This is a genomic window from Alphaproteobacteria bacterium, from assembly GCA_040905865.1.
Taxonomy (GTDB): Bacteria; Pseudomonadota; Alphaproteobacteria; order UBA8366.
The window spans coordinates 49,936-69,829 of sequence record JBBDQU010000070.1; the positions used below are offsets into that span (position 1 = coordinate 49,936).

The 19,894-nt window shown below is 63.7% G+C and carries 23 protein-coding genes and 1 tRNA gene; 15 read left to right on the forward strand and 9 right to left on the reverse strand.

Annotated features, from left to right (window positions below; genetic code table 11):
* Positions 1–8: 8 nt before the first annotated feature.
* Positions 9–938 carry a glycosyltransferase family 9 protein gene (locus WD767_15590; protein MEX2617516.1) on the reverse strand — a complete coding sequence of 310 codons (930 nt, stop codon included), beginning with the start codon at positions 936–938 and terminating at the stop codon, positions 9–11.
* Positions 935–2,140, reverse strand: a complete 1,206-nt coding sequence (locus WD767_15595; protein ID MEX2617517.1) for a glycosyltransferase family 4 protein — start codon at positions 2,138–2,140, stop codon at positions 935–937. The genes WD767_15590 and WD767_15595 overlap by 4 nt, the downstream gene beginning before the upstream one ends.
* 39 nt (positions 2,141–2,179) lie before the next feature.
* Here WD767_15595 and WD767_15600 point away from each other — a divergent pair, with 39 nt between their 5' ends.
* Positions 2,180–2,983 carry an alpha/beta hydrolase gene (locus tag WD767_15600; GenBank protein ID MEX2617518.1) on the forward strand — a complete coding sequence of 268 codons (804 nt, stop codon included), beginning with the start codon at positions 2,180–2,182 and terminating at the stop codon, positions 2,981–2,983.
* Here WD767_15600 and WD767_15605 read toward each other — a convergent pair.
* Positions 2,931–3,803 (reverse strand): SDR family oxidoreductase, encoded by an 873-nt coding sequence (locus WD767_15605; GenBank protein ID MEX2617519.1) that lies wholly within the window; start codon positions 3,801–3,803, stop codon positions 2,931–2,933. The genes WD767_15600 and WD767_15605 overlap by 53 nt on opposite strands.
* A gap of 48 nt (positions 3,804–3,851) precedes the next feature.
* Between WD767_15605 and WD767_15610 the strand changes: the two genes are divergently transcribed.
* The 3 genes from WD767_15610 to WD767_15620 all read left to right on the forward strand — a co-directional run bounded on the left by WD767_15610 (position 3,852) and on the right by WD767_15620 (position 6,144).
* Positions 3,852–4,634, forward strand: coding sequence for a tetratricopeptide repeat protein (locus WD767_15610; protein MEX2617520.1), 783 nt, complete (start codon positions 3,852–3,854; stop codon positions 4,632–4,634).
* A gap of 89 nt (positions 4,635–4,723) precedes the next feature.
* Complete coding sequence (locus WD767_15615) at positions 4,724–5,119, forward strand: RidA family protein (protein ID MEX2617521.1); 396 nt, start codon at positions 4,724–4,726, stop codon at positions 5,117–5,119.
* A complete protein-coding gene (locus WD767_15620) occupies positions 5,116–6,144 on the forward strand; it encodes an enolase C-terminal domain-like protein (GenBank protein ID MEX2617522.1) in 1,029 nt (342 codons plus the stop codon). The genes WD767_15615 and WD767_15620 overlap by 4 nt, the downstream gene beginning before the upstream one ends.
* Before the next feature lie 114 nt (positions 6,145–6,258).
* Here WD767_15620 and WD767_15625 read toward each other — a convergent pair whose 3' ends face one another.
* On the reverse strand, positions 6,259–6,927 hold the full coding sequence (locus WD767_15625; protein MEX2617523.1) for a glutathione S-transferase family protein: 669 nt from the start codon (positions 6,925–6,927) through the stop codon (positions 6,259–6,261).
* Positions 6,928–7,073: 146 nt separating this feature from the next.
* On the opposite strand from WD767_15625, the gene WD767_15630 reads away from it, so the two are divergent.
* Entirely contained in the window at positions 7,074–7,871 is a 798-nt protein-coding gene (locus WD767_15630; protein ID MEX2617524.1) for an undecaprenyl-diphosphate phosphatase, read from the forward strand.
* 15 nt (positions 7,872–7,886) lie between these two features.
* On the opposite strand, the gene WD767_15635 is transcribed toward WD767_15630, so the two are convergent.
* Positions 7,887–8,873 carry a complex I NDUFA9 subunit family protein gene (locus tag WD767_15635; GenBank protein ID MEX2617525.1) on the reverse strand — a complete coding sequence of 329 codons (987 nt, stop codon included), beginning with the start codon at positions 8,871–8,873 and terminating at the stop codon, positions 7,887–7,889.
* Positions 8,874–9,064: 191 nt separating this feature from the next.
* Between WD767_15635 and WD767_15640 the strand changes: the two genes are divergently transcribed.
* From WD767_15640 to ptsN, 9 genes are all read left to right on the forward strand, one after another.
* Positions 9,065–9,151 (forward strand) — tRNA-Leu (locus WD767_15640).
* A 65-nt stretch (positions 9,152–9,216) separates the two neighbouring features.
* Positions 9,217–9,831: a ribonuclease H-like domain-containing protein gene (locus tag WD767_15645; GenBank protein ID MEX2617526.1), complete on the forward strand. Its 615-nt coding sequence runs from the start codon at positions 9,217–9,219 to the stop codon at positions 9,829–9,831.
* Between the two features lie 225 nt (positions 9,832–10,056).
* Positions 10,057–10,971: a KpsF/GutQ family sugar-phosphate isomerase gene (locus WD767_15650; GenBank protein MEX2617527.1), complete on the forward strand. Its 915-nt coding sequence runs from the start codon at positions 10,057–10,059 to the stop codon at positions 10,969–10,971.
* Positions 10,943–11,647, forward strand: coding sequence for an LPS export ABC transporter periplasmic protein LptC (lptC, locus tag WD767_15655; protein ID MEX2617528.1), 705 nt, complete (start codon positions 10,943–10,945; stop codon positions 11,645–11,647). The genes WD767_15650 and lptC overlap by 29 nt, the downstream gene beginning before the upstream one ends.
* Positions 11,644–12,429: an LptA/OstA family protein gene (locus tag WD767_15660; GenBank protein ID MEX2617529.1), complete on the forward strand. Its 786-nt coding sequence runs from the start codon at positions 11,644–11,646 to the stop codon at positions 12,427–12,429. Before lptC ends, WD767_15660 begins: the two co-directional genes overlap by 4 nt.
* A gap of 12 nt (positions 12,430–12,441) precedes the next feature.
* Positions 12,442–13,302: an LPS export ABC transporter ATP-binding protein gene (gene lptB, locus WD767_15665; GenBank protein ID MEX2617530.1), complete on the forward strand. Its 861-nt coding sequence runs from the start codon at positions 12,442–12,444 to the stop codon at positions 13,300–13,302.
* 30 nt (positions 13,303–13,332) lie between these two features.
* On the forward strand, positions 13,333–14,886 hold the full coding sequence (gene rpoN, locus WD767_15670; GenBank protein MEX2617531.1) for an RNA polymerase factor sigma-54: 1,554 nt from the start codon (positions 13,333–13,335) through the stop codon (positions 14,884–14,886).
* Between the two features lie 277 nt (positions 14,887–15,163).
* The gene (raiA, locus tag WD767_15675; protein ID MEX2617532.1) at positions 15,164–15,754 is read left to right on the forward strand and encodes a ribosome-associated translation inhibitor RaiA; all 591 of its coding nucleotides are present in this window, start codon (positions 15,164–15,166) and stop codon (positions 15,752–15,754) included.
* Between the two features lie 13 nt (positions 15,755–15,767).
* Positions 15,768–16,235, forward strand: coding sequence for a PTS IIA-like nitrogen regulatory protein PtsN (gene ptsN, locus WD767_15680; GenBank protein MEX2617533.1), 468 nt, complete (start codon positions 15,768–15,770; stop codon positions 16,233–16,235).
* 64 nt (positions 16,236–16,299) lie between these two features.
* On the opposite strand, the gene WD767_15685 is transcribed toward ptsN, so the two are convergent.
* The 4 genes from WD767_15685 to WD767_15700 all read right to left on the reverse strand — a co-directional run bounded on the left by WD767_15685 (position 16,300) and on the right by WD767_15700 (position 18,518).
* Positions 16,300–16,515 carry a DUF1150 family protein gene (locus WD767_15685; GenBank protein MEX2617534.1) on the reverse strand — a complete coding sequence of 72 codons (216 nt, stop codon included), beginning with the start codon at positions 16,513–16,515 and terminating at the stop codon, positions 16,300–16,302.
* Positions 16,505–16,981 carry an Hsp20 family protein gene (locus WD767_15690; GenBank protein ID MEX2617535.1) on the reverse strand — a complete coding sequence of 159 codons (477 nt, stop codon included), beginning with the start codon at positions 16,979–16,981 and terminating at the stop codon, positions 16,505–16,507. The genes WD767_15685 and WD767_15690 overlap by 11 nt, the downstream gene beginning before the upstream one ends.
* 247 nt (positions 16,982–17,228) lie before the next feature.
* On the reverse strand, positions 17,229–17,441 hold the full coding sequence (locus WD767_15695; protein ID MEX2617536.1) for a hypothetical protein: 213 nt from the start codon (positions 17,439–17,441) through the stop codon (positions 17,229–17,231).
* A gap of 123 nt (positions 17,442–17,564) precedes the next feature.
* Positions 17,565–18,518, reverse strand: a complete 954-nt coding sequence (locus WD767_15700) for an LLM class F420-dependent oxidoreductase (GenBank protein ID MEX2617537.1) — start codon at positions 18,516–18,518, stop codon at positions 17,565–17,567.
* Between the two features lie 193 nt (positions 18,519–18,711).
* Here WD767_15700 and WD767_15705 point away from each other — a divergent pair, with 193 nt between their 5' ends.
* Complete coding sequence (locus tag WD767_15705; GenBank protein ID MEX2617538.1) at positions 18,712–19,890, forward strand: pentapeptide repeat-containing protein; 1,179 nt, start codon at positions 18,712–18,714, stop codon at positions 19,888–19,890.
* Positions 19,891–19,894: the final 4 nt, after the last annotated feature.

Consider the following 19,894-nt stretch of genomic DNA (forward strand, 5'->3'; position numbering starts at 1 on the left):
CACTTCTACTAACGCAAGCGTATTGCGGCTTCAACCTCCGCGATTTCAAGCTCGGCCAGATTATCCCGCCGCAGGATCGCGACCGACGCGCCGCGCGGCGCACATAATTCAGGGTCGGATGCCGCGGAAAACAGCACCAGCGCGGGGCAATCCGCCGCCGCGACAAGATGCATCGGCCCGTTATCGTTGCCAACCGCGCCCGCCGCGTCGCGGGCGAGACAGGCGAGGTCGAGCAGCGAGGTGCGACCGGTCAGATTCACGGCCGCCGCGCTAGCCGTCGCAATTGCCGCATTCCGCTGTGCTTCTTCACCGGTACCAACCAGTACCGGCTGATACCCCCGGCCTGCCAGACTGTTCGCCAATGCGGCATATCCCGCGACCGGCCAGCGCTTGGCCGGCCGATGCGCCGATCCCCCCGGCGCCAGAAGCACGAACGGCCTGTCCAGGCCGAATGGCGCGATGTCGCCGACCGCCCAGCCCAGATCGGGCAGCGCGACATCGCGGATACCCGCTGCCGCCAGTTGTTCGCGCTGGCGTTCAATGGTGTGCATGTGGTCGCGCCCCGGGTTCAGATGCGGGTGCGAGCAGCCCGGGGCAATACCGCTCCATTCCGGTTTCGCGCGGCTGAACAGGCGGAAGTAGAAACCGGTTCGGTCCGACGTCTGCAGGTCGTAAACACGACCAAATCCGCCCTCGGCGAACCGGCGTTTCAGGTTCAACCACCGATGGACCTGCCAAAAACCTGGCCGCTCATCGATCCAGATATCGTCGAAATACCCGCTGGCTTCGGCCAGGGCCTGGTAGGGCGACGTGGTCAGCAGGATGATGCGGGCATCGGGATGATGCCGCCGGATAGCGGCGAAGGGACCGAGCGCCTGCACGAAATCGCCCAGCGCGCCAAGCTTGATCACAAGAATATTCGTCGCGGCGGGGCTCACGCGGCAGCTTCGCCTTCGTGACGCGCATCCTCGAGAAGTTCGCGATAGACGTCGAGGGTCGCCGCCGCCATGGCCTGCTTGCTGAAACGCTCCCGGACCCGGCGAATGGCGCGTACCGCGATATCCACCCGCTGGTTCGGATCGAGCGCCAGCGCTTCCGACAGCGCGCCCGCCAGTGCATCGGGATTGCCCGGTTCAGTAAGCCATCCGCCCTGACCGGTATCCACAAGTTCGGCGCTGGCGCCGTGATCGGTGGCAATCACCGGGCGGCCCATCGCCTGGGCCTCCGCGATGACGCGCCCGAATCCTTCCGGGTCCGTCGAGGCGTGAACGACGACATCCGCCAGCATCAGCGCGGCGGGCATGTCGTTGCAACTGCCCACCAGGTGGACGATCCCGTTGAGCCGATGCTTCTCGATCAGGGCTTCAAGGTCGCGCCGGTAACTGCCGCGCCCTTTTTCCGCCCCGACGATCAGGCAGCGGACGTCGTCCCGGCCAAGCCGGGCAATCGCTTCGATCAGGACACTCTGCCCCTTCCAGCGGGTCAGGCGGCCGGGCATCATGATAACCGGCACCCCGTCGGGCAACCGCCAGTCCGTGGACAGCCGGATCAACCGCTCGGCGCTGACCCGCGCCGGATCGAAAAGGTCGATGTCGACTCCACGGTGGATGACCCTGATCTTGTCCGGGTCGACACGGTAGGTCTGTATGGCGTGGCGGGCGATATAGTCGCTGATCGCAATCATCCGGTCGCCATCCGCCATGACGGAATTATACAGGCGCTTGAGCGGCAGGCCCAGATTGTAGGTCGCATGGAAGGTCGTCAGAAACCGCCGGCCTGCCTGCCGGGCCGCGCGGCGCGCGCTCCAGGCCGGGGCGCGGCTGCGCGCGTGCACGATGTCGATGTCATGCTGCCGGATCAGTTCGGCAAGCCTTCGCGTATTGCGGCGCATGACAAACGGGTTCTTCGAATGGACCGGCAGTTCGATATGCTCGGCCCCGGCGCGCAGGACTTCGCGCACCATCGGCCCGCCCGAGGACACGATAATCGACCGCCAGCCTTCCTTCACCAGCGCCGCCGCGATATCGACCGCGCCGCGTTCGACACCGCCGGTCACCAGGGCCGGCAGCACCTGCATCACGGTGGGGGGGCGACCGGCAATATTGTGTTCCACCGTGACAATTTCTGCAGGTTCGTTCATATTCGCTTCGATTCTCCGGTCTGGATCAGGTGCAACACCTTGACGCCACACTCAATATTAACACGCGCGGACGGCGCGACAATCGCCTATCACCACCGACCCGGGCGGGTGGACGGCCGCGCATTGCCGGGCGTGCTGTTCTGCGGCGGCTTCCATTCCAGCATGACGGGGACCAAGGCAACGATGCTGGATAGCTTCTGTGCATCGCGCGGGCAACAGTTTACGCGCTTCGACTACCAGGGCCATGGCGCTTCCTCGGGCACGTTTGCCGAGGGCACGATCGGCGCCTGGTTCGACGACCTGCTCGCCGTGTTCGAGGATATCACCGAAGGTCCGCAGGTTGTGGTCGGCTCCTCCATGGGCGGCTGGATGGCCCTGCTGCTGACCCTGTTGCGACGGGAACGCATCGCCGGGCTGGTGCTGCTGGCTCCGGCCGCCGACTTCACGACCGAACTGATGTGGAAGACCATTCCGCCCGAGGCCCGACAGCAGATTCAGGACAAGGGAATCTGGATGCGTCCGTCGGTCTACGATGACGGCCCCTATCCGATCACCCGCCAGTTGATCGAGGAATCGCGCGACCACCTGATTCTCGATCGGCCCATCCCCTTCGACGGACCGGTCCGCATCCTGCTGGGCCAGCAGGACCACGTTATTCCGGTGGAACATGTCCTGCGCACCGCGGAAGCCATTACTTCGGACGATGTGGAAGTCACGCTGATCAAGCGCGGCGACCATCGCCTGTCCGAACCGGCGGACCTGGCAAAGCTTCGCGCCGCGGTGGCCGAACTCAGCAATCGGCCAGCAACGCCTGCAGCCCTTCCCGATAGCTTGGCCATTTGAGCGTCACGCCCAGTTCTTCCCTGATGCGCCGGTTCGACACCCGCTTGTTGTCGCGATAGAAGCTGCGTCCCATCGGCGACAGTTCCGCGTCCTCGAACGCCACGGGCGGCGGCGGTTCGACCCCCAGCAGTTCGCAGGCGTATTCGATCACCGTTTCCGGCGGCGCCGCCTCGTTGTCGCAGACGTTATAGGCCGCTCCCGCATTGGGCCGTTCGATGGACGCCCGCAGCACGGCGACGATGTCGTCGACATGGATACGGCTGAAGACCTGCCCCGGCTTGACGACCCGTCGCGCGTTGCCGCCCCGGACGGTTTCCAGTGCATTGCGGCCCGGGCCGTATATCCCCGCGAGACGGAAGCTCTGCACCGGCACGCCGCAACGCGCCCCCAGTGCAAACCAGCCGTCTTCCGCCGCGACGCGACGCGCCCCCCGGGACCCGGTCGGCTCCCGGGGTGAATCCTCATCGACCCAGCCGCCCTGCCGGTCGCCATACACGCCCGTCGTCGACAGGTAACCGATCCAGCGCAGGCCGGAAATCGCCGCGATATCGTCCGCGTGCCAGGCCAGCACCGGGTCGCCATCCGCGCCCGGCGGCACCGAAGACAGCAGATGCGTCGTGCCCGCCAGCGCCGCAGCCGCGTCCGGCATCGCCGAAGCGCCGTCGAAGGCGAATATCGCGCGGTCATCCGCCCCTGCCGCGGCAGTTTCGCGGTTGGTGCCCGCGATCCGCCATCCTTCGCCCTGCAGCGCATCGGCCAGCGCCCGGGCCGAATAGCCAAGCCCGAAACAGAACAGGCGCGGCGGATTTTCATGCGGCATGGCGGTATCCGGTCTTGCAAAGAAGGAGCGGCATAATGACTTTAGGCCATGGCCTGCTCAAGACATAACCGCGCGAAATCCCTGATCCGGCAATGGCACGCCATGCTTCTCCTCGTCGCCCTGTTGCCGGTGCCCGCCTTCGGCGCCGAAGCGGAAAACCGGGAATACGAAAACTGCATGCGACTTGCCCGAACCGACCCTGGCCAGGGTTTCGAGGTGGCGCTCGCCTGGCAGGACCTGGGCGGCGGTCATGCGGCGCAGCATTGTGTCGCGGTTGCGCTGATTGGCCTGAACCAGTTCGTCCAGGCGGCGGAACGGCTCGAAGCCCTCGCCGCCGCCATACTCCCCGCGAGCGATGCGCACCGCGCCGCCATCCTGGGGCAGGCCGGGACCGCCTGGTTCCGCGCCGAACATTACGACCGAGCCTTCGCCGCGCAGAGCGCCGCGCTGAAACTGACGCCCGACGATCCGGAACTGCTGGTCGACCGGGCCATGACCCTGGCCGGCGCCAAAAACTACTGGGAGGCCATCGACGACCTGAACCGGGTGATCGAAGACAATCCCAACCGCTATGATGCGCTGATCCTGCGGGCCAGCGCCTACCGCTTCGTCGATGCCCTTCCGCTAGCCCGCGAGGATGCCGAGGCCGCCTACCGTCTTGCGCCCGACCGGCCCGACGTGCTGCTGGAATACGGCATCCAGTTGCGTCTCGGGGGCGATCCCGACGGCGCGCGGCAGGCGTGGCTGCGCCTGATCCATTTGCACGAAGGCACGCCGGCCTCCGACTCGGCGCGGCGCAACCTCGAACTGCTGGATGTGAAGGCGGATTAGCCGCCCCCGCGACCTGCCTGCTGCTTGGCCCTGCCGGTCTCCTCTGGCAGGATGGCCATCGCGCAAACGATTTCGGGAGCAGGACTGTCATGGACTTTTTTCAACCGGAGAACTGGCCGCGGGCGCCGGGGTTTTCATGGGCCGTCGCCGCCACGGGGCGTCAGGTCTTCGTTGCGGGACAGATCGGCCGCGACCATGCAACCGGCGTGCTGGCGGCGGGCGGCTTCGGCGCGCAGGCCAGCCAGGCGCTCGCCAATATTGCGACGGTGCTGGAAGCGGCGGGCGCGGGCCCGGAGCATATCGCCCATATGAACTGGTATGTCACCGATATCGCCGCCTACAAGGCCGCCGGCCGGGAGATCGGGGCAGGCTACAAGGCGCATATCGGCCGCCATTTCCCCTCGATGACCATGCTGCAGGTCGGCGCCCTGCTCGACCCGGATGCGATGGTCGAGATCGATTGCATCGCGGTGGCGCCCGAATGACCGCAAAAATCAGCAAGGTTGAGGTCTTCGGTATCGGCATGCCGCTGGTCGGCACGTTCACCAGCGGCGGAAAGTCGAACAGCGTAACCCATTGCGTCGTGGTGCGGATTACGGCGACGGACGGTGCGGTGGGCATCAGCAGCATCGATCCGTCCAGCAAGGCCAAGTCCCCGCACACAGCGCCGGAACTGGCCAATGCCATTCGCGACCGGCTGGGCCCGGCGCTGATCGGGGAGGATCCGGGCAACGTCAACCGGATCGTGGAAATTGCCACCGGACTAACGCCAGCGCAGCCAGGCGCGGTCGCCGGCGTGGAACTCGCCTGCATCGAACTGACCTGCCGCCAGCGGGATATGGCGCTGTATGATTATGTCGGCGGCGCCGTTCTGGACCGGGTGCAGTTCAACGGATGGGTCGGCGAGTTGCCGGCCGGCGAAGCCGCGACCGAAGCGAAACGCTGGCAGGATGCGGGATTCAGATCGCTGAAAATCAAGGTCGGCTCCGGCGTCGCCGACGATGCCGACCGGGTGGCGGCGGTGCGCGACGCGGTCGGCGGCGGTATGCAATTGCGCATGGACGCCAACATGCAATACGACGTGGCGGGGGCGCTGGAACTCTGCCGCGCCGTGAAATCCTGCGACATGCAGCTGTTCGAACAACCCACACCGCAGGACGACCTCGACGGCCTCGCGACGATCCGGCGGCAGGGGGGCATCCCGATCATGGCCGATGAATCCATAAGCGACCATGCCAGCCTTGTCCGGGTCATCAAGGCGGACTGCGCCGACTTTGTGAAATTCGGCATCAAGCAGGCCGGCGGGCTGCTGCCGGCCGCGCGCATGCTGGCCACCGCGGAAGCCGCCGGCCTGCCGGTCGTGCTGGGGCACGGGTTCGGGCTCGATCTCAGCACGATGGCGGAAATCATGCTGGGCGCCACCTCGCGCAATATCCTGCCGGGGCTCGAATGCGTGGGCCCGCTGAAGGTGATCGACACGGTCGCCACAACGCGGGCTCGACATCAGTAGCGGCAGCATCCCCCTGCCGTCCGGGCCGGGCCTCGGCATCGATCTGGACGATGGGAAGCTGACGCGATATAGCGAAGTGGCGGCGGCGCAGGTCGAGAGCGTCGTGTCCCAGCCTTAAAAATCCAGATCCGCGTAATGCCGGGGCGGGGGCGCGCCTGGGATGTGGTCGCCGAGCAGGGAGCGGAAGCTGGGGCGCGATTTGATACGGGCGTACCAGTCCTTCGCCGCCTGGTGATCTTCCCAGGGCACATCGCCCAGGTAATCGACGCAGGACAGATGCGATGCCGCCGCGATATCCGCGAGCGTTAACTCGTCACCCGCGATCCAGCGCCGCCGCTCCGTCAGATAGCCGATATAATCCAGATGGTAGTGAATATTGTGGTTGCCGGCGCGGATGGCGGCCGAATTGGGTTCGCCCAGCCCGAGAAACCGCTTCATGATCTTTTCATCGACCAGATTGACGGTCACTTCCTCGTAAAACTTGTTATCGAACCAGGCGACAAGGCGGCGGGTTTCCGCGCGCATCGCCGGCGTCCGGCCGAGCAGCGGCGGTTCGGGATGGGTTTCATCCAGATATTCCGAAATGGCCCATGAATCAGCCAGCACCATGCCGTCCGGATCCAGCAGCACCGGCACCTCGCCAGTCGGATTCAGGGCCAGAAACTCGTCGCGCCTTTCCCAGACTTTCTCGACCTTCAGGGTCACATCCAGCCCCTTCTCGCCAAGCACGAGACGGACCTTGCGACTGAAAGGGGACAGCCAGAGGTGATAAAGCAGATGCATGGCGGCTATATTAGGGCCTCGGCCCGAAATAGGAAGAGAATGCGGCAAGTCGCGGGTTGCGGGTAAAATCGTCGCAGCCTGAAAATACTTATACGCGATTCCATCGGAATATGCGTATAACATGACCCGTATCTGGGGAGACTCGGGTGATACTCTACCATATTTTGGTTCTGGCGCTGGTGCAGGGCGTCACCGAATTCCTGCCGATCAGCTCGTCGGGCCATCTGATCCTGACCTCGCAGGTGCTCGGCTGGCCGGATCAGGGCCTCGTCATCGATGTCGCGGTCCATGTCGGCACCCTGTTGGCGGTGATGCTGTATTTCTGGCGCGACATCTGGGAAATGACCGCCGGACTGCTGGGCATGATGCGCGGTCGCAGCAACCGGGGCGGAAAACTGGCACTGCTGGTCATCCTGGCGACAATTCCGGTCATCATCGCCGGATATTTCGGCAAGCCGTTCATCGAATCGTATATGCGTAGCGTGGAAATCATCGCATGGGCGACGCTGGGTTTCGGTATACTGCTCTGGATTGCCGACAAGACCGGCATGACCGTGCACCGGATAGAACACCTGCGCTGGCGCGGCGCGCTGTTCATCGGGCTGATGCAGGTCCTGGCGCTGATCCCCGGCACCAGCCGGTCCGGCATCACCATGACGGCAGCGAGGTTCCTGGGCATGGAACGGGCCGATGCGGCGCGGTTTTCCTTGCTGCTGTCGATCCCGACGATCATCGGCGCCGGCGTGTTGAGCGGATATGACCTCTACCAATCCGGCGACCTGGCGCTGGGCTGGGATGCGGCCGTCGCGGCCGTACTGGCTTTCGTCACAGCCATCGTCGCGATCTGGGCGCTGATGCAGTGGCTGCGCCATGCCGGGTTCGGTCCCTTCGTGCTGTACCGGATCCTGTTGGCCGGCGGGCTGCTCTACTGGGTCTATGCCTGATCGCCAGGATACCGGTTACGCCCGCACCGCCGCATGGAACCGTCCGCCCCGGCGGAACCGGTCCAGATAGGTCGGCAGGATGACTTCCGCCGCGGTCGGCGCGATGTCCAGGGCATCCAGGCCCGGCAATTCGCCGGTCACGACATTGTCCGTCCGCAACAGCGTCACCTGGTCCGGGGTCAGCGGCGGTTTCGGCAGGTACTGCAGGAACGCCGCCATCAGGCCGGCGAACCAGAAGGGCACCGGCAGCAGCAGGCAGCGTCGGTCGGTCTGGCGCAGGACCAGTTCCATCAGCGCGCGGAAGCTGTATACCGTCGGCCCGCCCAGTTCGTAGATTTTGCCCGCAGTATCGTCGCGGGTCAGGCCGGCCATGATCGCATCCGCCACATTGCCGACGTAGACCGGCTGGAACCGGTTGCCGTCGTCGTCCGGACCGGCATTGGCCCGGCCGTATATCGGGCAGGCGCCGCCGAATACCGGCAGCACCGGCAGCATGCGGGCCATCGCCGCGAACCGGTTGAAGAATTCGTCCTGCGGACCGAACACGACGCTGGGCCGCAGGATCGTCGCGCCCGGGAATTCCGCCAGAACCGCTTCCTCGCCGGCCGCCTTCGACCAGGCATAGCGCGACGGTGACCGGGTGGATGCCCCGAGCGCCGATATCTGCACCAGGCGGTCGACGCCGGCGGCTTTCGCATGACGCGCGATGCGGGCGGCGGCGTCCCGGTGCACTGCCTCGAAGGTCTGCCGGCCGCTTTCGAACAGAATACCGACCAGATTGACGACCGCATCGGCGTCCCGCACCGCGGCAGCGACGGCCGCATCGTCGCGGATATTGGTCATCACCGGCGTCACCTGCCCGACATCGCCCATCGGCCGCAGGAAATTCGCGCCGGCCGCATCGCGCACCGCGACGCGCACGATACAGCCCTGTTCCGCAAGCCGCCTGACCAGATGCCGGCCGATAAAGCCCGAACCGCCAAATACCGTGACCTGTTTCATCGTATCCCATCCCCTTGCACCAGACCGGCCGGACACCAGGGCGCCGCGCCGTGGCCGGCATATTATCGCCGGTCGACCAGAACGCCAGCGGAAAAGCTGCCGCGGCCGGAAGCTGGCATTTCCAAAAAGTAATACCAAACATGTTGCGAATATATTGACATGCCCCGCGCGCCAGCCTATCACGCCGCTGGGCCCAGGTGGCGGAATTGGTAGACGCGCAGGTTTCAGGTACCTGTGGGGGCAACCTCGTGGAAGTTCGAGTCTTCTCCTGGGCACCATCTTCAGACGGCAGCGCTGCGGCAGCGTCGGGCGACGGCGCCGCAACGCAAGGGAAATTCGGTTCGTGACGATAGTACTGCATCAGGGCGACCTGCCCGGCGATGTCGATTTCGGCGACAGCGTCGCTATCGATACGGAAACCATGGGCCTGGATCCGCACCGCGACCGGCTATGTCTGGTCCAGCTTTCCGCCGGCGACGGCACCTGCCACCTCGTCAAGATGCCGACCAGCGGCTGCGATGCGCCGAACCTGGCACGGCTGCTGACCGACAGGAAGGTCCTGAAACTGTTCCATTTCGCGCGTTTCGACATTGCTGCGCTGCGTAAGGGGCTGGGCGCCGAAACCGGGCCCGTATACTGCACGAAGATCGCCTCGAAGCTGGTCCGCACCTATACGGACCGGCACGGTTTGAAAGATCTGTGCCGGGAACTGCTGGGGATCGACCTGTCGAAACAGCAGCAGTCCTCCGACTGGGGCGCGGCGACCCTGACCGACGCGCAGATGGCCTATGCGGCCAGCGACGTGCTGTATCTGCATGAACTGCGCGCCAGGCTGGACGAAATGCTGGCGCGCGAAGGCCGCATGCATCTGGCGCAGGCGGCCTTCGAATTCCTGCCGGTCCGGGCTGAACTCGACCTTGCCGGCTGGGACGAACAGGATATATTCGCCCATAGCTGACCGTACCGAACCGCTGGATTGCCGTGTTTCCTTTTTTGGCGAATCCCGGCATACTCCTGTTGAGCGATTCGGCAGGAAACCCGCCCCAAACCGTAGATACGGCAACCGAATCGCCCCACGGGCGACACGCCCACCAAAAGGACCGATACCCTGAGTTCATCGAACGCCAATACGCGAAAATCCGCAGCGGCAACCGACCTTGTTTCAGCAGCCCGTGTCCTCAAGCTGGAGGCAGACGGCATCAACGCGCTTTCCGCCTCGCTGGACGGCCGCTTCACCGCGGCGCTGGACGTCCTGTCGGCAGTAACCGGACGGGTGATTGTGACCGGCATGGGCAAGAGCGGCCATGTCGCCCGCAAGATCGCCGCGACCCTGGCATCGACAGGGACGCCCGCCTATTTCGTGCATCCGGCCGAAGCCAGCCATGGCGACCTTGGCATGATCGCGCGCGACGACGCGATTATCGCCCTGTCGAATTCCGGCAACACCCGGGAACTCTATGACCTGTTCGAATACGCCAAGCGGTTTTCCATCCCGCTGATCGCTATCACGTCCGGCGCCGACAGCACCATGTCGGATGTAGCCGATATCGCGTTTATCCTGCCGCCGATTCCCGAAGGCTGCCCGATGGGCCTGGCGCCGACGACATCGACAACCATGGCGCTTGCGCTGGGCGACGCCATTGCGGTCGCCCTGCTGGAGCGCCGGGGCTTCTCCACCACCGATTTCCGGGTGCTGCATCCCGGCGGCCAGATCGGGTCCAGCCTGCAACGGGTTTCCGACCTGATGCATACCGGCGACGAACTGCCGCTCGCGCCGGAAGATGCCGGCATGAGCGACGCCGTACTGGCCATGACAGCAAAGCACTTCGGCTGTGTCGGAATCATCGGGCGTGACGGGTTGCTGAAGGGCGTCGTCACCGATGGCGACCTGCGGCGGCACATGTCCGCTTCGCTGCTGAGCCGGACCGCCGCGGAAATCATGACTGTCAACCCGGCGACAATCCGGGCCCAGGCGCTGGGCGCCGAGGCGTTGTCGCTGATGAACGAACGCGCGATCACGAGCCTGTTTGTCACCGATGACGGGCACCCGGTCGGTATTCTGCATATCCATGACTGTCTCCGAGCCGGGATCAGATAACGCGGCGCCCCCCGGGGCGGCGGACAACAATGGGCGGAGCTTCGCCCAGTTGTCGTTCCGGCGCCAACGGCCCGCCTATAACCCGCTCTATGGCCGGTTCGTGGGCATCACCAAGGTGCTGCTGCCGACGATCGCCACGGCGATCATCGCGCTGGTCGTGATCTGGCCCGAACTGAACGAACAGGAGAACCGGTTCCGGCTGGGCCCCGCGCATATCGACCGGTCCGACGCGGAAAACCTGCGCATGGTGAATGCCCGCTTCACCGGCGCCGATGCCAGCAAACGGTACTATACGATCACGGCGGACTCGGCCGACCAGGCGAATGCGGATTCCGTGGTCATTGCGCTGGACGCGCCGAAGGCCGACATCGAACTGAGCAACGGCGCATGGGTCGCGCTGACTGCGGTGGCGGGCAGCTTCAACCGCGACCGGCAAATTCTGGAACTCTCGGGCGGGGTCAACCTGTTTCATGACAGCGGATATGAATTCAGGACGGAAAGCGCTTTCATCGATCTTGCCGCGGGCGATGCGACAGGCGTCGAACCCATCGCGGGCCAGGGTCCGTTCGGACAATTGCAGGCCGAAGGATTCCATATCTACAACCGCGGCGAACGTGTCGTGTTTACGGGGAAATCACGCTTGACCCTGATACCGAAATCTACGGACGGATCATGAATTTGCACAGCGCGGGTATTGTTCTGGGGCTTCTGATCGCCATCAGCGGCCTTTCCGGGGCAGGCGCGCAAAGCGTGACGGGTCAGGGCGGCAGGAGCCCGGTCAATATCGAGGCGAATGACGGCATCGAGTGGCAGCGCGACACCAAGGCCTATATCGCGCGCGGCGACGCAAGGGCCAGCCGGGACGGCGTCGAAATCCGGGCGGATACCCTGACCGCGTTCTACCGGGACGGCAAGGACGGCGAAGGACAGGATATCTACCGCATCGACGCCGATGGCAAGGTCATAATCACGGCCGAAAGCGGTAAGGCCTTCGGCGACAAGGGCGTCTATCATGTCAACGAATCGGTGCTCGTGCTCGTCGGCAGCAACCTGAAGCTCGAAACGGCCACCGCCGTGATCACGGCGCGCGACGCGCTGGAATACTGGGACACCAGACAACTGGCGGTCGCCAGGGGGGAGGCGATCGTGGTGAGCGAAAAGGGCCGGCTTCGCGCCGATATCCTGACCGCGCACATCACCCAGGACGACAAGCGCGAGATCCGCCAGATCGATGCGTTTGGTAACGTTTTGATAACCACTGGCACGGAAATTGCTCAGGGCGAAGAAGGTGTGTATAATCCGCGCACTGGGCTGGCGACCCTGTGCGGGAACGTCCGGATCACGCGGGGAAAGAACCAGCTCAACGGCAATTGTGCCGAAGTCAATCTGGTGACGGGCATCAGCCGTCTGGTGGGCGACGGCCGCCGTGTCAGGGGATTGTTCACACCGGAAAAGTAATGCGCAGAAAGCATGGGGACAGTGGAAGACGACAGCACCGAGACACCGCCGGAACGCGGCGCGATAAAATGGCCGGGCAATAGCCTGGTGCAGCACGGACTCGCCGGCGACGCCGAAAGCGATGGCGCCAGCCCTCAGCTCGTCACGAATAACGAAGGGCTCGTCGTTCGCAATATCGGCAAGAGCTTCAAGAAGCGGCCGGTCCTGCGCGATGTGAGCCTCAAGGTCCAGCGCGGCGAAGTCGTCGGCCTGCTGGGCCCGAACGGCGCCGGCAAGACCACCTGTTTCTATATCGTGACCGGCCTGATCGCGCCGGATTACGGCACCATATCGCTGGACGGCGCCGACGTCACAGCGCTGCCCATGTATCGCCGGGCCCGCATGGGCGTCGGCTACCTGCCGCAGGAAGCGTCCATTTTCAGGGGCCTGACGGTGGAAAACAATATCCGCGCGGTCCTGGAGGTCGTGGAATCGGATCGCGACCAGCGCGAGGTGATGCTGGATGCGCTTCTGGCGGAATTCTCGATATCCCATCTGCGCCGTACGCCCGCCCTGGCGCTGTCCGGTGGCGAACGCCGCCGCGTCGAGATCGCTCGTGCGCTGGCGTCGCAGCCTGCCTTCATGCTGCTTGACGAACCGCTGGCCGGCATCGATCCGATCGCCGTGCATGATATTCGCGAACTGGTCTTCCATCTCAAGGACCGGGGTATCGGGGTCCTGATAACCGATCACAACGTCCGTGAGACGCTGGACCTCGTTGAGCGCGCCTATATCCTGCATGACGGCATGGTCCTGATGCAGGGCTCCCCGGACGAGATCGTGGGCCACGCCGAAGTCAGGCGGGTCTATCTCGGTGAACGGTTCAGTCTTTAGGCATCGAACAGACCAGCGGCTCGTTAACTGATGGCACTATCCCCTCGACTGGAACTGCGGCTCGGCCAGACACTGGTCATGACACCGCAACTGCAGCAGGCGATCAAGCTGCTGCAACTGTCGAGCCTGGAGCTGTCGGCCTTTGTCGAGACGGAGCTGGAACAGAACCCGCTGCTTGAACGCGATACCAGGGAAACGGACAGTCAACGCGAGGACAACCGCGACGGCTCCTCGGAAAGCACCGGCGAGGCGCCCGAACCAGACAGCTTCACGGATGGTGCGGATACCCCGGATACGGTCGAACTGACGGATGCCGAGCATATGCCGTCCGACAGCGATTCGCCGCTGGATGCGGACTATGGCAACGAATACGAACCTGACGGCGTCGTCGATGTATCCGGCGATGGCCCGGCGGCCTTCGCCGATATCGGCGGGAACCGCGGCCGGGGCAACGTACCCGATGATGAAAACGGTTTCGAATCGTCGATCGCCACCGAACAGTCGCTGCGGGAATACCTGACCGAACAGTTAAACGTCGATATCGACGATCCTGTGGAACGGATTATCGGCGTGCACCTGATCGACTCGCTCGACGAATCCGGCTGGATTGCCGGCGATCTCGAGACGATTGCCGAAACCCTGAACTGCGAGCTTTCCCGGATCGAATCTGTTCTGGCCACGCTGCAGAAATTCGATCCGCCGGGCATTTTCGCCCGGAACCTGCGCGAATGCCTCGCCCTGCAACTGCGGGAGAAAGACCGGCTGGACCCGGCGATGGAAGCGTTGCTGGCCAACCTGGACAAGCTGGCTCGGCAGGATATGAAGAGCCTGCTGAAAATCTGCGAAGTGGATATGGACGACCTCGCCGACATGATCGCCGAGATTCGCGCCCTCAATCCCAAACCGGCCCTCGTCTTCGAGCACGAGGTTGCCCAGACCATTATCCCCGATATCCTGATGCGGCCCGGGCCCGATGGCGGCTGGATTGTCGAGCTCAATCCGGAGACTCTGCCCCGCGTATTGGTCAATACCTCGTACTACGCAACCGTCAGCAAGGGTTCGAAGACCAGGGAAGACAAGGAATACATTGCCGAGCGGTTCCAGTCCGCCAGCTGGCTGGTCAAATCGCTGGACCAGCGCGCCAATACCATCCTGAAGGTCGCCACCGAAATCATCCGCCAGCAGCAGGGCTTTTTCGTCAACGGCGTCGATGACCTGCGTCCGCTCGTGCTGCGGGATATCGCGGAAGTGATCGAAATGCACGAAAGCACGGTCAGCCGCGTTACGACAAACAAGTACATGGCCACCCCTCGCGGGCTCTTCGAGCTGAAGTATTTTTTCACGTCGTCGATTGCCAGCGCGGTCGGAGGCGACGCCCATTCGGCGGAATCGGTGCGGCATCGGATCAAGAACCTGATCGATAGAGAAACCCCCGATACGGTATATTCGGACGATCGGCTGGTGGAACTGCTGAACGACAGCGGGATCGACATCGCGCGCCGGACTGTAGCCAAATACCGGGAAGCATTGAAAATTCCATCGTCAATCCACCGGAAAAGACAGAAATCCCAAATGGTGCGATAGATCGGATCGTTTTTGAATGGAACCTGTCGCGGTACCATTCAAACCTGATGTCCGGTAGCCCGGCGCCGGCCCGCGTCGCAGCGTCGGCAACTCCCGCCAGACGGCGCGCGACAGGCCGGAAAGGCCATGAGGCAAGGGCCTCTTTACGATCTGTCAACCTGGCCCGGGTATTGTTGACTCCGACTTACGGCGTCACTATGTTCCCGCCCCTCGAAGATGGGTAGCGCGAATACGCTCCAGGAACACGTGCACAACAGACATACGGATTATTCCGCTCATGCAGCTTTCCGTGAATGGCAAGCAACTCGATATCGGCGCCGCCCTGCGCGGCCATATCGAGGAAAGCCTGCCGACAATCGTAACCAAATATTTCGATAATCCGACCGACGCACATGTCACCATGACGCGCGAAGGCAAGGCTTTTAAGGCGGATATCACGGTCCATGTCGGCAAGGGGATCATGATACAGAGCCAGGGCAGCTCGGAAGACCCCTATGCGGCCTTCGACACCGCGGCTGTCCATGTGGCGAAGCGGTTGCGGCGTTACAAGCGCCGGCTACGCGACCACCATCGCGGCAAGGACGAGTCGATTGCCGTAATCGCGGCGCAGCATTACGTGCTGGAGCCACATGGCGAAGAAAGAGAAGGGCAAGAGGCCGAAGACCAGCCCGTTATCGTCGCGGAAATGAAGACCGAGGTGGAATCGCTGAGCGTCGGCGAAGCCGTGATGCGCATGGACCTTTCGGGACAACCAGCGTTAATGTTTCGTAACCGGGCGCATGGCGGTACAAATATGGTTTATATCCGCAGCGACGGGAATATCGGCTGGATCGATCCAAAAGGAAACAGCGGAACATCCGGATCGTGAGTGGAGACTGTAATTGGTAGCACTCGGCGAAATCCTCAACGCCAATAGTATCATCCCGGAATTGCCTGCATCGTCAAAAAAGCAGGTGCTGCAGGACCTCGCAAAACGGGCCGCCAAGGAAACCGGCCTTGCCGCCCAGGCGCTATTCGACGCCCTGCTGGAGCGTGAACGCCTCGGCTCCACGGGAGTCGGCCACGGCATCGCGATACCGCACGGTACCCTGAAGGAACTGACGAGGATTTACGGGTTTTTCGCCCGGCTGGAAAAGCCGATCGATTTCGATGCCGCGGACGATCAGCCCGTCGACCTGATTTTTGTTCTGCTGGCGCCGGAAAACGCCGGTGCCGACCACTTGAAGACGCTGACGAAACTGTCGCGGATTTTCCGCGACGAAGCCACGTGCAACAGGCTTCGGGAACTCGACAGCCCGGAGGGCCTGCTGCACGTCTTCACCGGAAACGCCGCCAGCTTCGCGGCCTGAGGCAGATCCACGCATTCCGATCAGGACCTGTAGCACCTTCACAGGATAATGCGCTCCGACCCGGTCAATGCACCGTAAGGACGACCAGACCGCGCTCGTCGGCGGCCAGGATGGCGGCGGCACGGCTGTCCGACGCCAGAATGTCCTGCCCCGCAGCCGATGTCAGCATGAAGTATATATGCCCGTCGATTTCCATCGCCTTGATATAGGCGACATTCTGCAGACCGAGATGCGCGAAGGCCTCATCGGAAAGACGTTCAAATCTAGTGTCAGTTTGCATGGCCATCTCCGTGGTTACCGCCGCCGGTTGAAACGCCCATTGCGCTTGCCGGCGTATCCCGCGTCGTGATCGGGATTGTCTTTACGCGCGCCTGGGGCTGGGGGCGCAGCAATTCGATGTGCAACAGCCCGTTATCGAGCACCGCGGCGACAATTTCGATGCCTTCAGCAAGCACAAAACTACGCTGAAACTGCCGTGCGGCGATGCCGCGATGCAGGTACACCCGCTTTTCGTCATCCATCTGCCGGCCGCGGACCACAAGCTGGCTATTTTCCAGCTGAATGGACAACTCCCGTTCGGCAAAGCCGGCGACAGCAAGCGTAATTCGCAGGCTGTCTTCGCCCGTCTGTTCGATATTGTACGGCGGATATCCCTCTGCCGGTACTTTCGAAATCCGGTCTAGGGTCTGCTCGAACTGTTCAAAACCAAGCAACAACGGACTGCTGAATATCGACACACGTGGCATGGCGCGGCGTCTCCTCCTCATTTGAGCGAGTGGCCAATGATTTCCGGAGCCCTGAAACCGGCACTCCGCACAGCCGAACGCCAACAGCACTCGATTGATGACCAGTTATCTGGGCAGGGAATGCAATCATTTCAAGCACCGGCGCATCAAGCGGGTGCAACGGTCGAGTAACCCTCTCCCGCGCGGGTTGGCCAATAGCTCATACACAGGTTCGCCACACGCGAATCCAGCAAAACCACGCTCTGATCTAATGGCAGGTTTCCTGGTCATTGGGGTATTCGTCGATCAACTGGCTGATGATCAGCGCGGCCTCGTTGCGCGCCACATCCGGGTGACGCTGACGATAGGTGATAATCGCTGCAATGAAGGCCGTATGATCCACCAAACCGGCATCGCGCCGGTTGCGATAGGTATCGGCGATGGCGCGAAGATCCGCGCCATGCGTTGTCAGGTCAGGCATGTGCTTTCTCACTCTCTATTGCGCCCTCTCGCGCCCGTGTCATCGCTCTGCGGCGACTCATGCCGGCATTGAGCCAATTCGGACCGCCTGAAGCGTCACCCAAAAGGGGTAACCGTCGCGGTTCTATGCTGCCGGCGCGATATCGCGAATGAAATGCTCCATGCGGTCGAGGGTCTGGCTGAGGCTGCCTCCCTGGAAATTCAGCATGATGCTGCGCAGCCCCTTCGCCTCGAATCCGGCGATATCCGCGGCAATTTCGCCCGCTTCGCCGGTGAACGCCATGCGGCCGCCATCGGCGGAAGCCTGGCGCGAGCCGTCGCCGTACCAGTTGGCGCCGTAGGCCAGATCGACGCCGGCCGGGTCCCGATCCGCCGCGTCAAGCGCCCGGTGCAGCGCGTCGACGCCGGCAGCGTATTTTTCCACGCTGTCCAGCGACTGGCGCGGATTGTTGCCGATCGGATACCAGCAGTCGCCCAGGGCGGCGACCCGGCGCAGCGCGCGGCCGCTTTCCCCGCCGATCCATAGCGGCGGATGGGGGTTCTGAACCGGTTTCGGCAGGAAGGTGATATTGCCGAACCGGGCGTATTTTCCGGCGAATTCCGGGTTTTCCTCGGTCCACAGTGTCTTGAATACCCGGAGATATTCATCGGTCACGGCGCCGCGCTCCTCGTAAGGATCGGTGCCGATCGCCTCGAATTCCTCGCGCATCCAGCCGGTGCCGCATCCGACCGCGACCCGCCCTTCGGAAAGCACATCGATGGTCGCCAGCATCTTGGCCGTCGTTACCGGGTTGCGGTGCGGCACAACCATGACCGAGGTCAACAGCCGCATGCGGCTGGTCGCGCTCGCCAGATAGGACAGCAGGACCAGTTGCTCCATCGCCTCGCCCGACGCGCCGCCGGGCCATTCGCCGGAGCCCGAATAGGGGTATCGCGAACCGACATCGCGCGGCACAACGATATGGTCATTGACGAACACCACGTCGAATCCGAGTTCTTCGCCCTTTTTCGCCATCGCGGTGATATCGCGGGGGTTCGCCATCGGTCCCCTTGTCGGGACGCCAAAACCGTATTTCATTGTCTCTCCCATCGATCTGTCCTGTTCGGGACAGTCATAGAGCAAATCCCGCGAACGGGGAACGCCATAGGCGGCTTCCGGCCCGGCGCGGATTTTTTCGCCGGGCGCATCGTTGCGTCCCTGGGATGCAACCGGAATTTCCTTGCAACATCAAAGTGTTTACTTGCACCCGATTTGGCATTAACAGTCACGCATGTCTGAGACGCCCTGGTCAAATCCCGCCATCTGGACATCCACGGAGGCTGCCGCAATTGCGGCGGGCGTCGTGACGCTCGCCGTGCTGGCCTGGATCGTCTGGATTCGCGGTAAATCGCGCCGCCGGCAGCACCGGACCGCCAGCCGCCAGTCCCGTTTCATTGCGCAATTCCAGTCGACATCCCCGCTGCAGGCGGCAATGGACGAACTGGACCGGGAAAGCGACCCGGCGATCCGCGTCGGGGCGATCGAGAAGCTCAAGGACGAGGCGCGGGAATCCGCCCGGAACTACTGGGCGGTCATGGATGCCCTGACCGGCCATTTGCGCCGCCATGCGCGCGCGCCGCTGGGCCGGAAACCCGGTAACGCCTCGGATTCAGACACCGTGGATCTGGCCCCGGACATTCAGGCCATCGTCACCTTCCTGCTGCATCGCAATACCCGCTATGAGGAGCGCGGCGCCGGACTCGATCTGCGCAGCGTGAACCTGAGCCATGCGGATCTGCGCGGCGTTTATCTGCGATACGCGGATCTGCGCGGCGCGGCGCTGTACGGCGCCGCCCTGCGCGGGGCCAATCTGCGCGATGCCGACCTGCGTTCCGCCCGCATGGCCGGCGCCAATTTCCGGGGCGCCGACCTGCGCGGCGCCAATTTCAGCGAATCGATCCTGCGCGACGCGGATCTGCGCTATGCCGATATGCGCGGGGCCGTGCTGGACAACCTCGCGGACCTCATCAACGCGGATCTGAGCAATGCGGACCTGCGCGACACGGTGCTGACCGACGTGGTGCTGTGCCAGGCAATTCTCAGCCAGGCAAGCCTGCGCGGCACAAGGCTGGATTTCGCCGACCTGCGCCGCGCCGCGCTGGACGGGACGTATCTGCGCGACGCCAGCCTCAAGGGCGCCGACCTGCGGCACGCCAACCTGCGCGGCGCCAATTGCCAGGACGCCAACCTGCGCGATGCCGATCTGCGCGACACGGACCTGCGCGAAACCCAGTTCAAGGGCGCGGCGCTGCACAATGCCCGGCTTGCCGGCGCGGACCTGCGCGGCGCGGATTTCCGGGAAGCGGCTATCGCGGAAGCGGATTTTTCGGGCGCGGATACCAGCGGCGCGAAGATGCCCGCAATGCCCGGCCTGCCGGGGGAAAGTACTGCGCGAGCCGCAACACCCTGAATTC

What these genes read in the sequence shown, in the direction of transcription:
- WD767_15595 (MEX2617517.1), bottom strand. Translation starts at nt 2,140, where the DNA reads ATGAACGAACCTGCAGAAATTGTCACGGTGGAACACAATATTGCCGGT.
- WD767_15605 (MEX2617519.1), bottom strand. Translation starts at nt 3,803, where the DNA reads ATGCCGCATGAAAATCCGCCGCGCCTGTTCTGTTTCGGGCTTGGCTAT.
- WD767_15610 (MEX2617520.1), top strand. Translation starts at nt 3,852, where the DNA reads ATGGCCTGCTCAAGACATAACCGCGCGAAATCCCTGATCCGGCAATGG.
- WD767_15615 (MEX2617521.1), top strand. Translation starts at nt 4,724, where the DNA reads ATGGACTTTTTTCAACCGGAGAACTGGCCGCGGGCGCCGGGGTTTTCA.
- WD767_15620 (MEX2617522.1), top strand. Translation starts at nt 5,116, where the DNA reads ATGACCGCAAAAATCAGCAAGGTTGAGGTCTTCGGTATCGGCATGCCG.
- WD767_15625 (MEX2617523.1), bottom strand. Translation starts at nt 6,927, where the DNA reads ATGCATCTGCTTTATCACCTCTGGCTGTCCCCTTTCAGTCGCAAGGTC.
- WD767_15635 (MEX2617525.1), bottom strand. Translation starts at nt 8,873, where the DNA reads ATGAAACAGGTCACGGTATTTGGCGGTTCGGGCTTTATCGGCCGGCAT.
- lptC (MEX2617528.1), top strand. Translation starts at nt 10,943, where the DNA reads ATGACTGTCTCCGAGCCGGGATCAGATAACGCGGCGCCCCCCGGGGCG.
- WD767_15660 (MEX2617529.1), top strand. Translation starts at nt 11,644, where the DNA reads ATGAATTTGCACAGCGCGGGTATTGTTCTGGGGCTTCTGATCGCCATC.
- lptB (MEX2617530.1), top strand. Translation starts at nt 12,442, where the DNA reads ATGGGGACAGTGGAAGACGACAGCACCGAGACACCGCCGGAACGCGGC.
- rpoN (MEX2617531.1), top strand. Translation starts at nt 13,333, where the DNA reads ATGGCACTATCCCCTCGACTGGAACTGCGGCTCGGCCAGACACTGGTC.
- raiA (MEX2617532.1), top strand. Translation starts at nt 15,164, where the DNA reads ATGCAGCTTTCCGTGAATGGCAAGCAACTCGATATCGGCGCCGCCCTG.
- WD767_15685 (MEX2617534.1), bottom strand. Translation starts at nt 16,515, where the DNA reads ATGCAAACTGACACTAGATTTGAACGTCTTTCCGATGAGGCCTTCGCG.
- WD767_15690 (MEX2617535.1), bottom strand. Translation starts at nt 16,981, where the DNA reads ATGCCACGTGTGTCGATATTCAGCAGTCCGTTGTTGCTTGGTTTTGAA.
- WD767_15695 (MEX2617536.1), bottom strand. Translation starts at nt 17,441, where the DNA reads ATGCCTGACCTGACAACGCATGGCGCGGATCTTCGCGCCATCGCCGAT.
- WD767_15700 (MEX2617537.1), bottom strand. Translation starts at nt 18,518, where the DNA reads ATGAAATACGGTTTTGGCGTCCCGACAAGGGGACCGATGGCGAACCCC.
- WD767_15705 (MEX2617538.1), top strand. Translation starts at nt 18,712, where the DNA reads ATGTCTGAGACGCCCTGGTCAAATCCCGCCATCTGGACATCCACGGAG.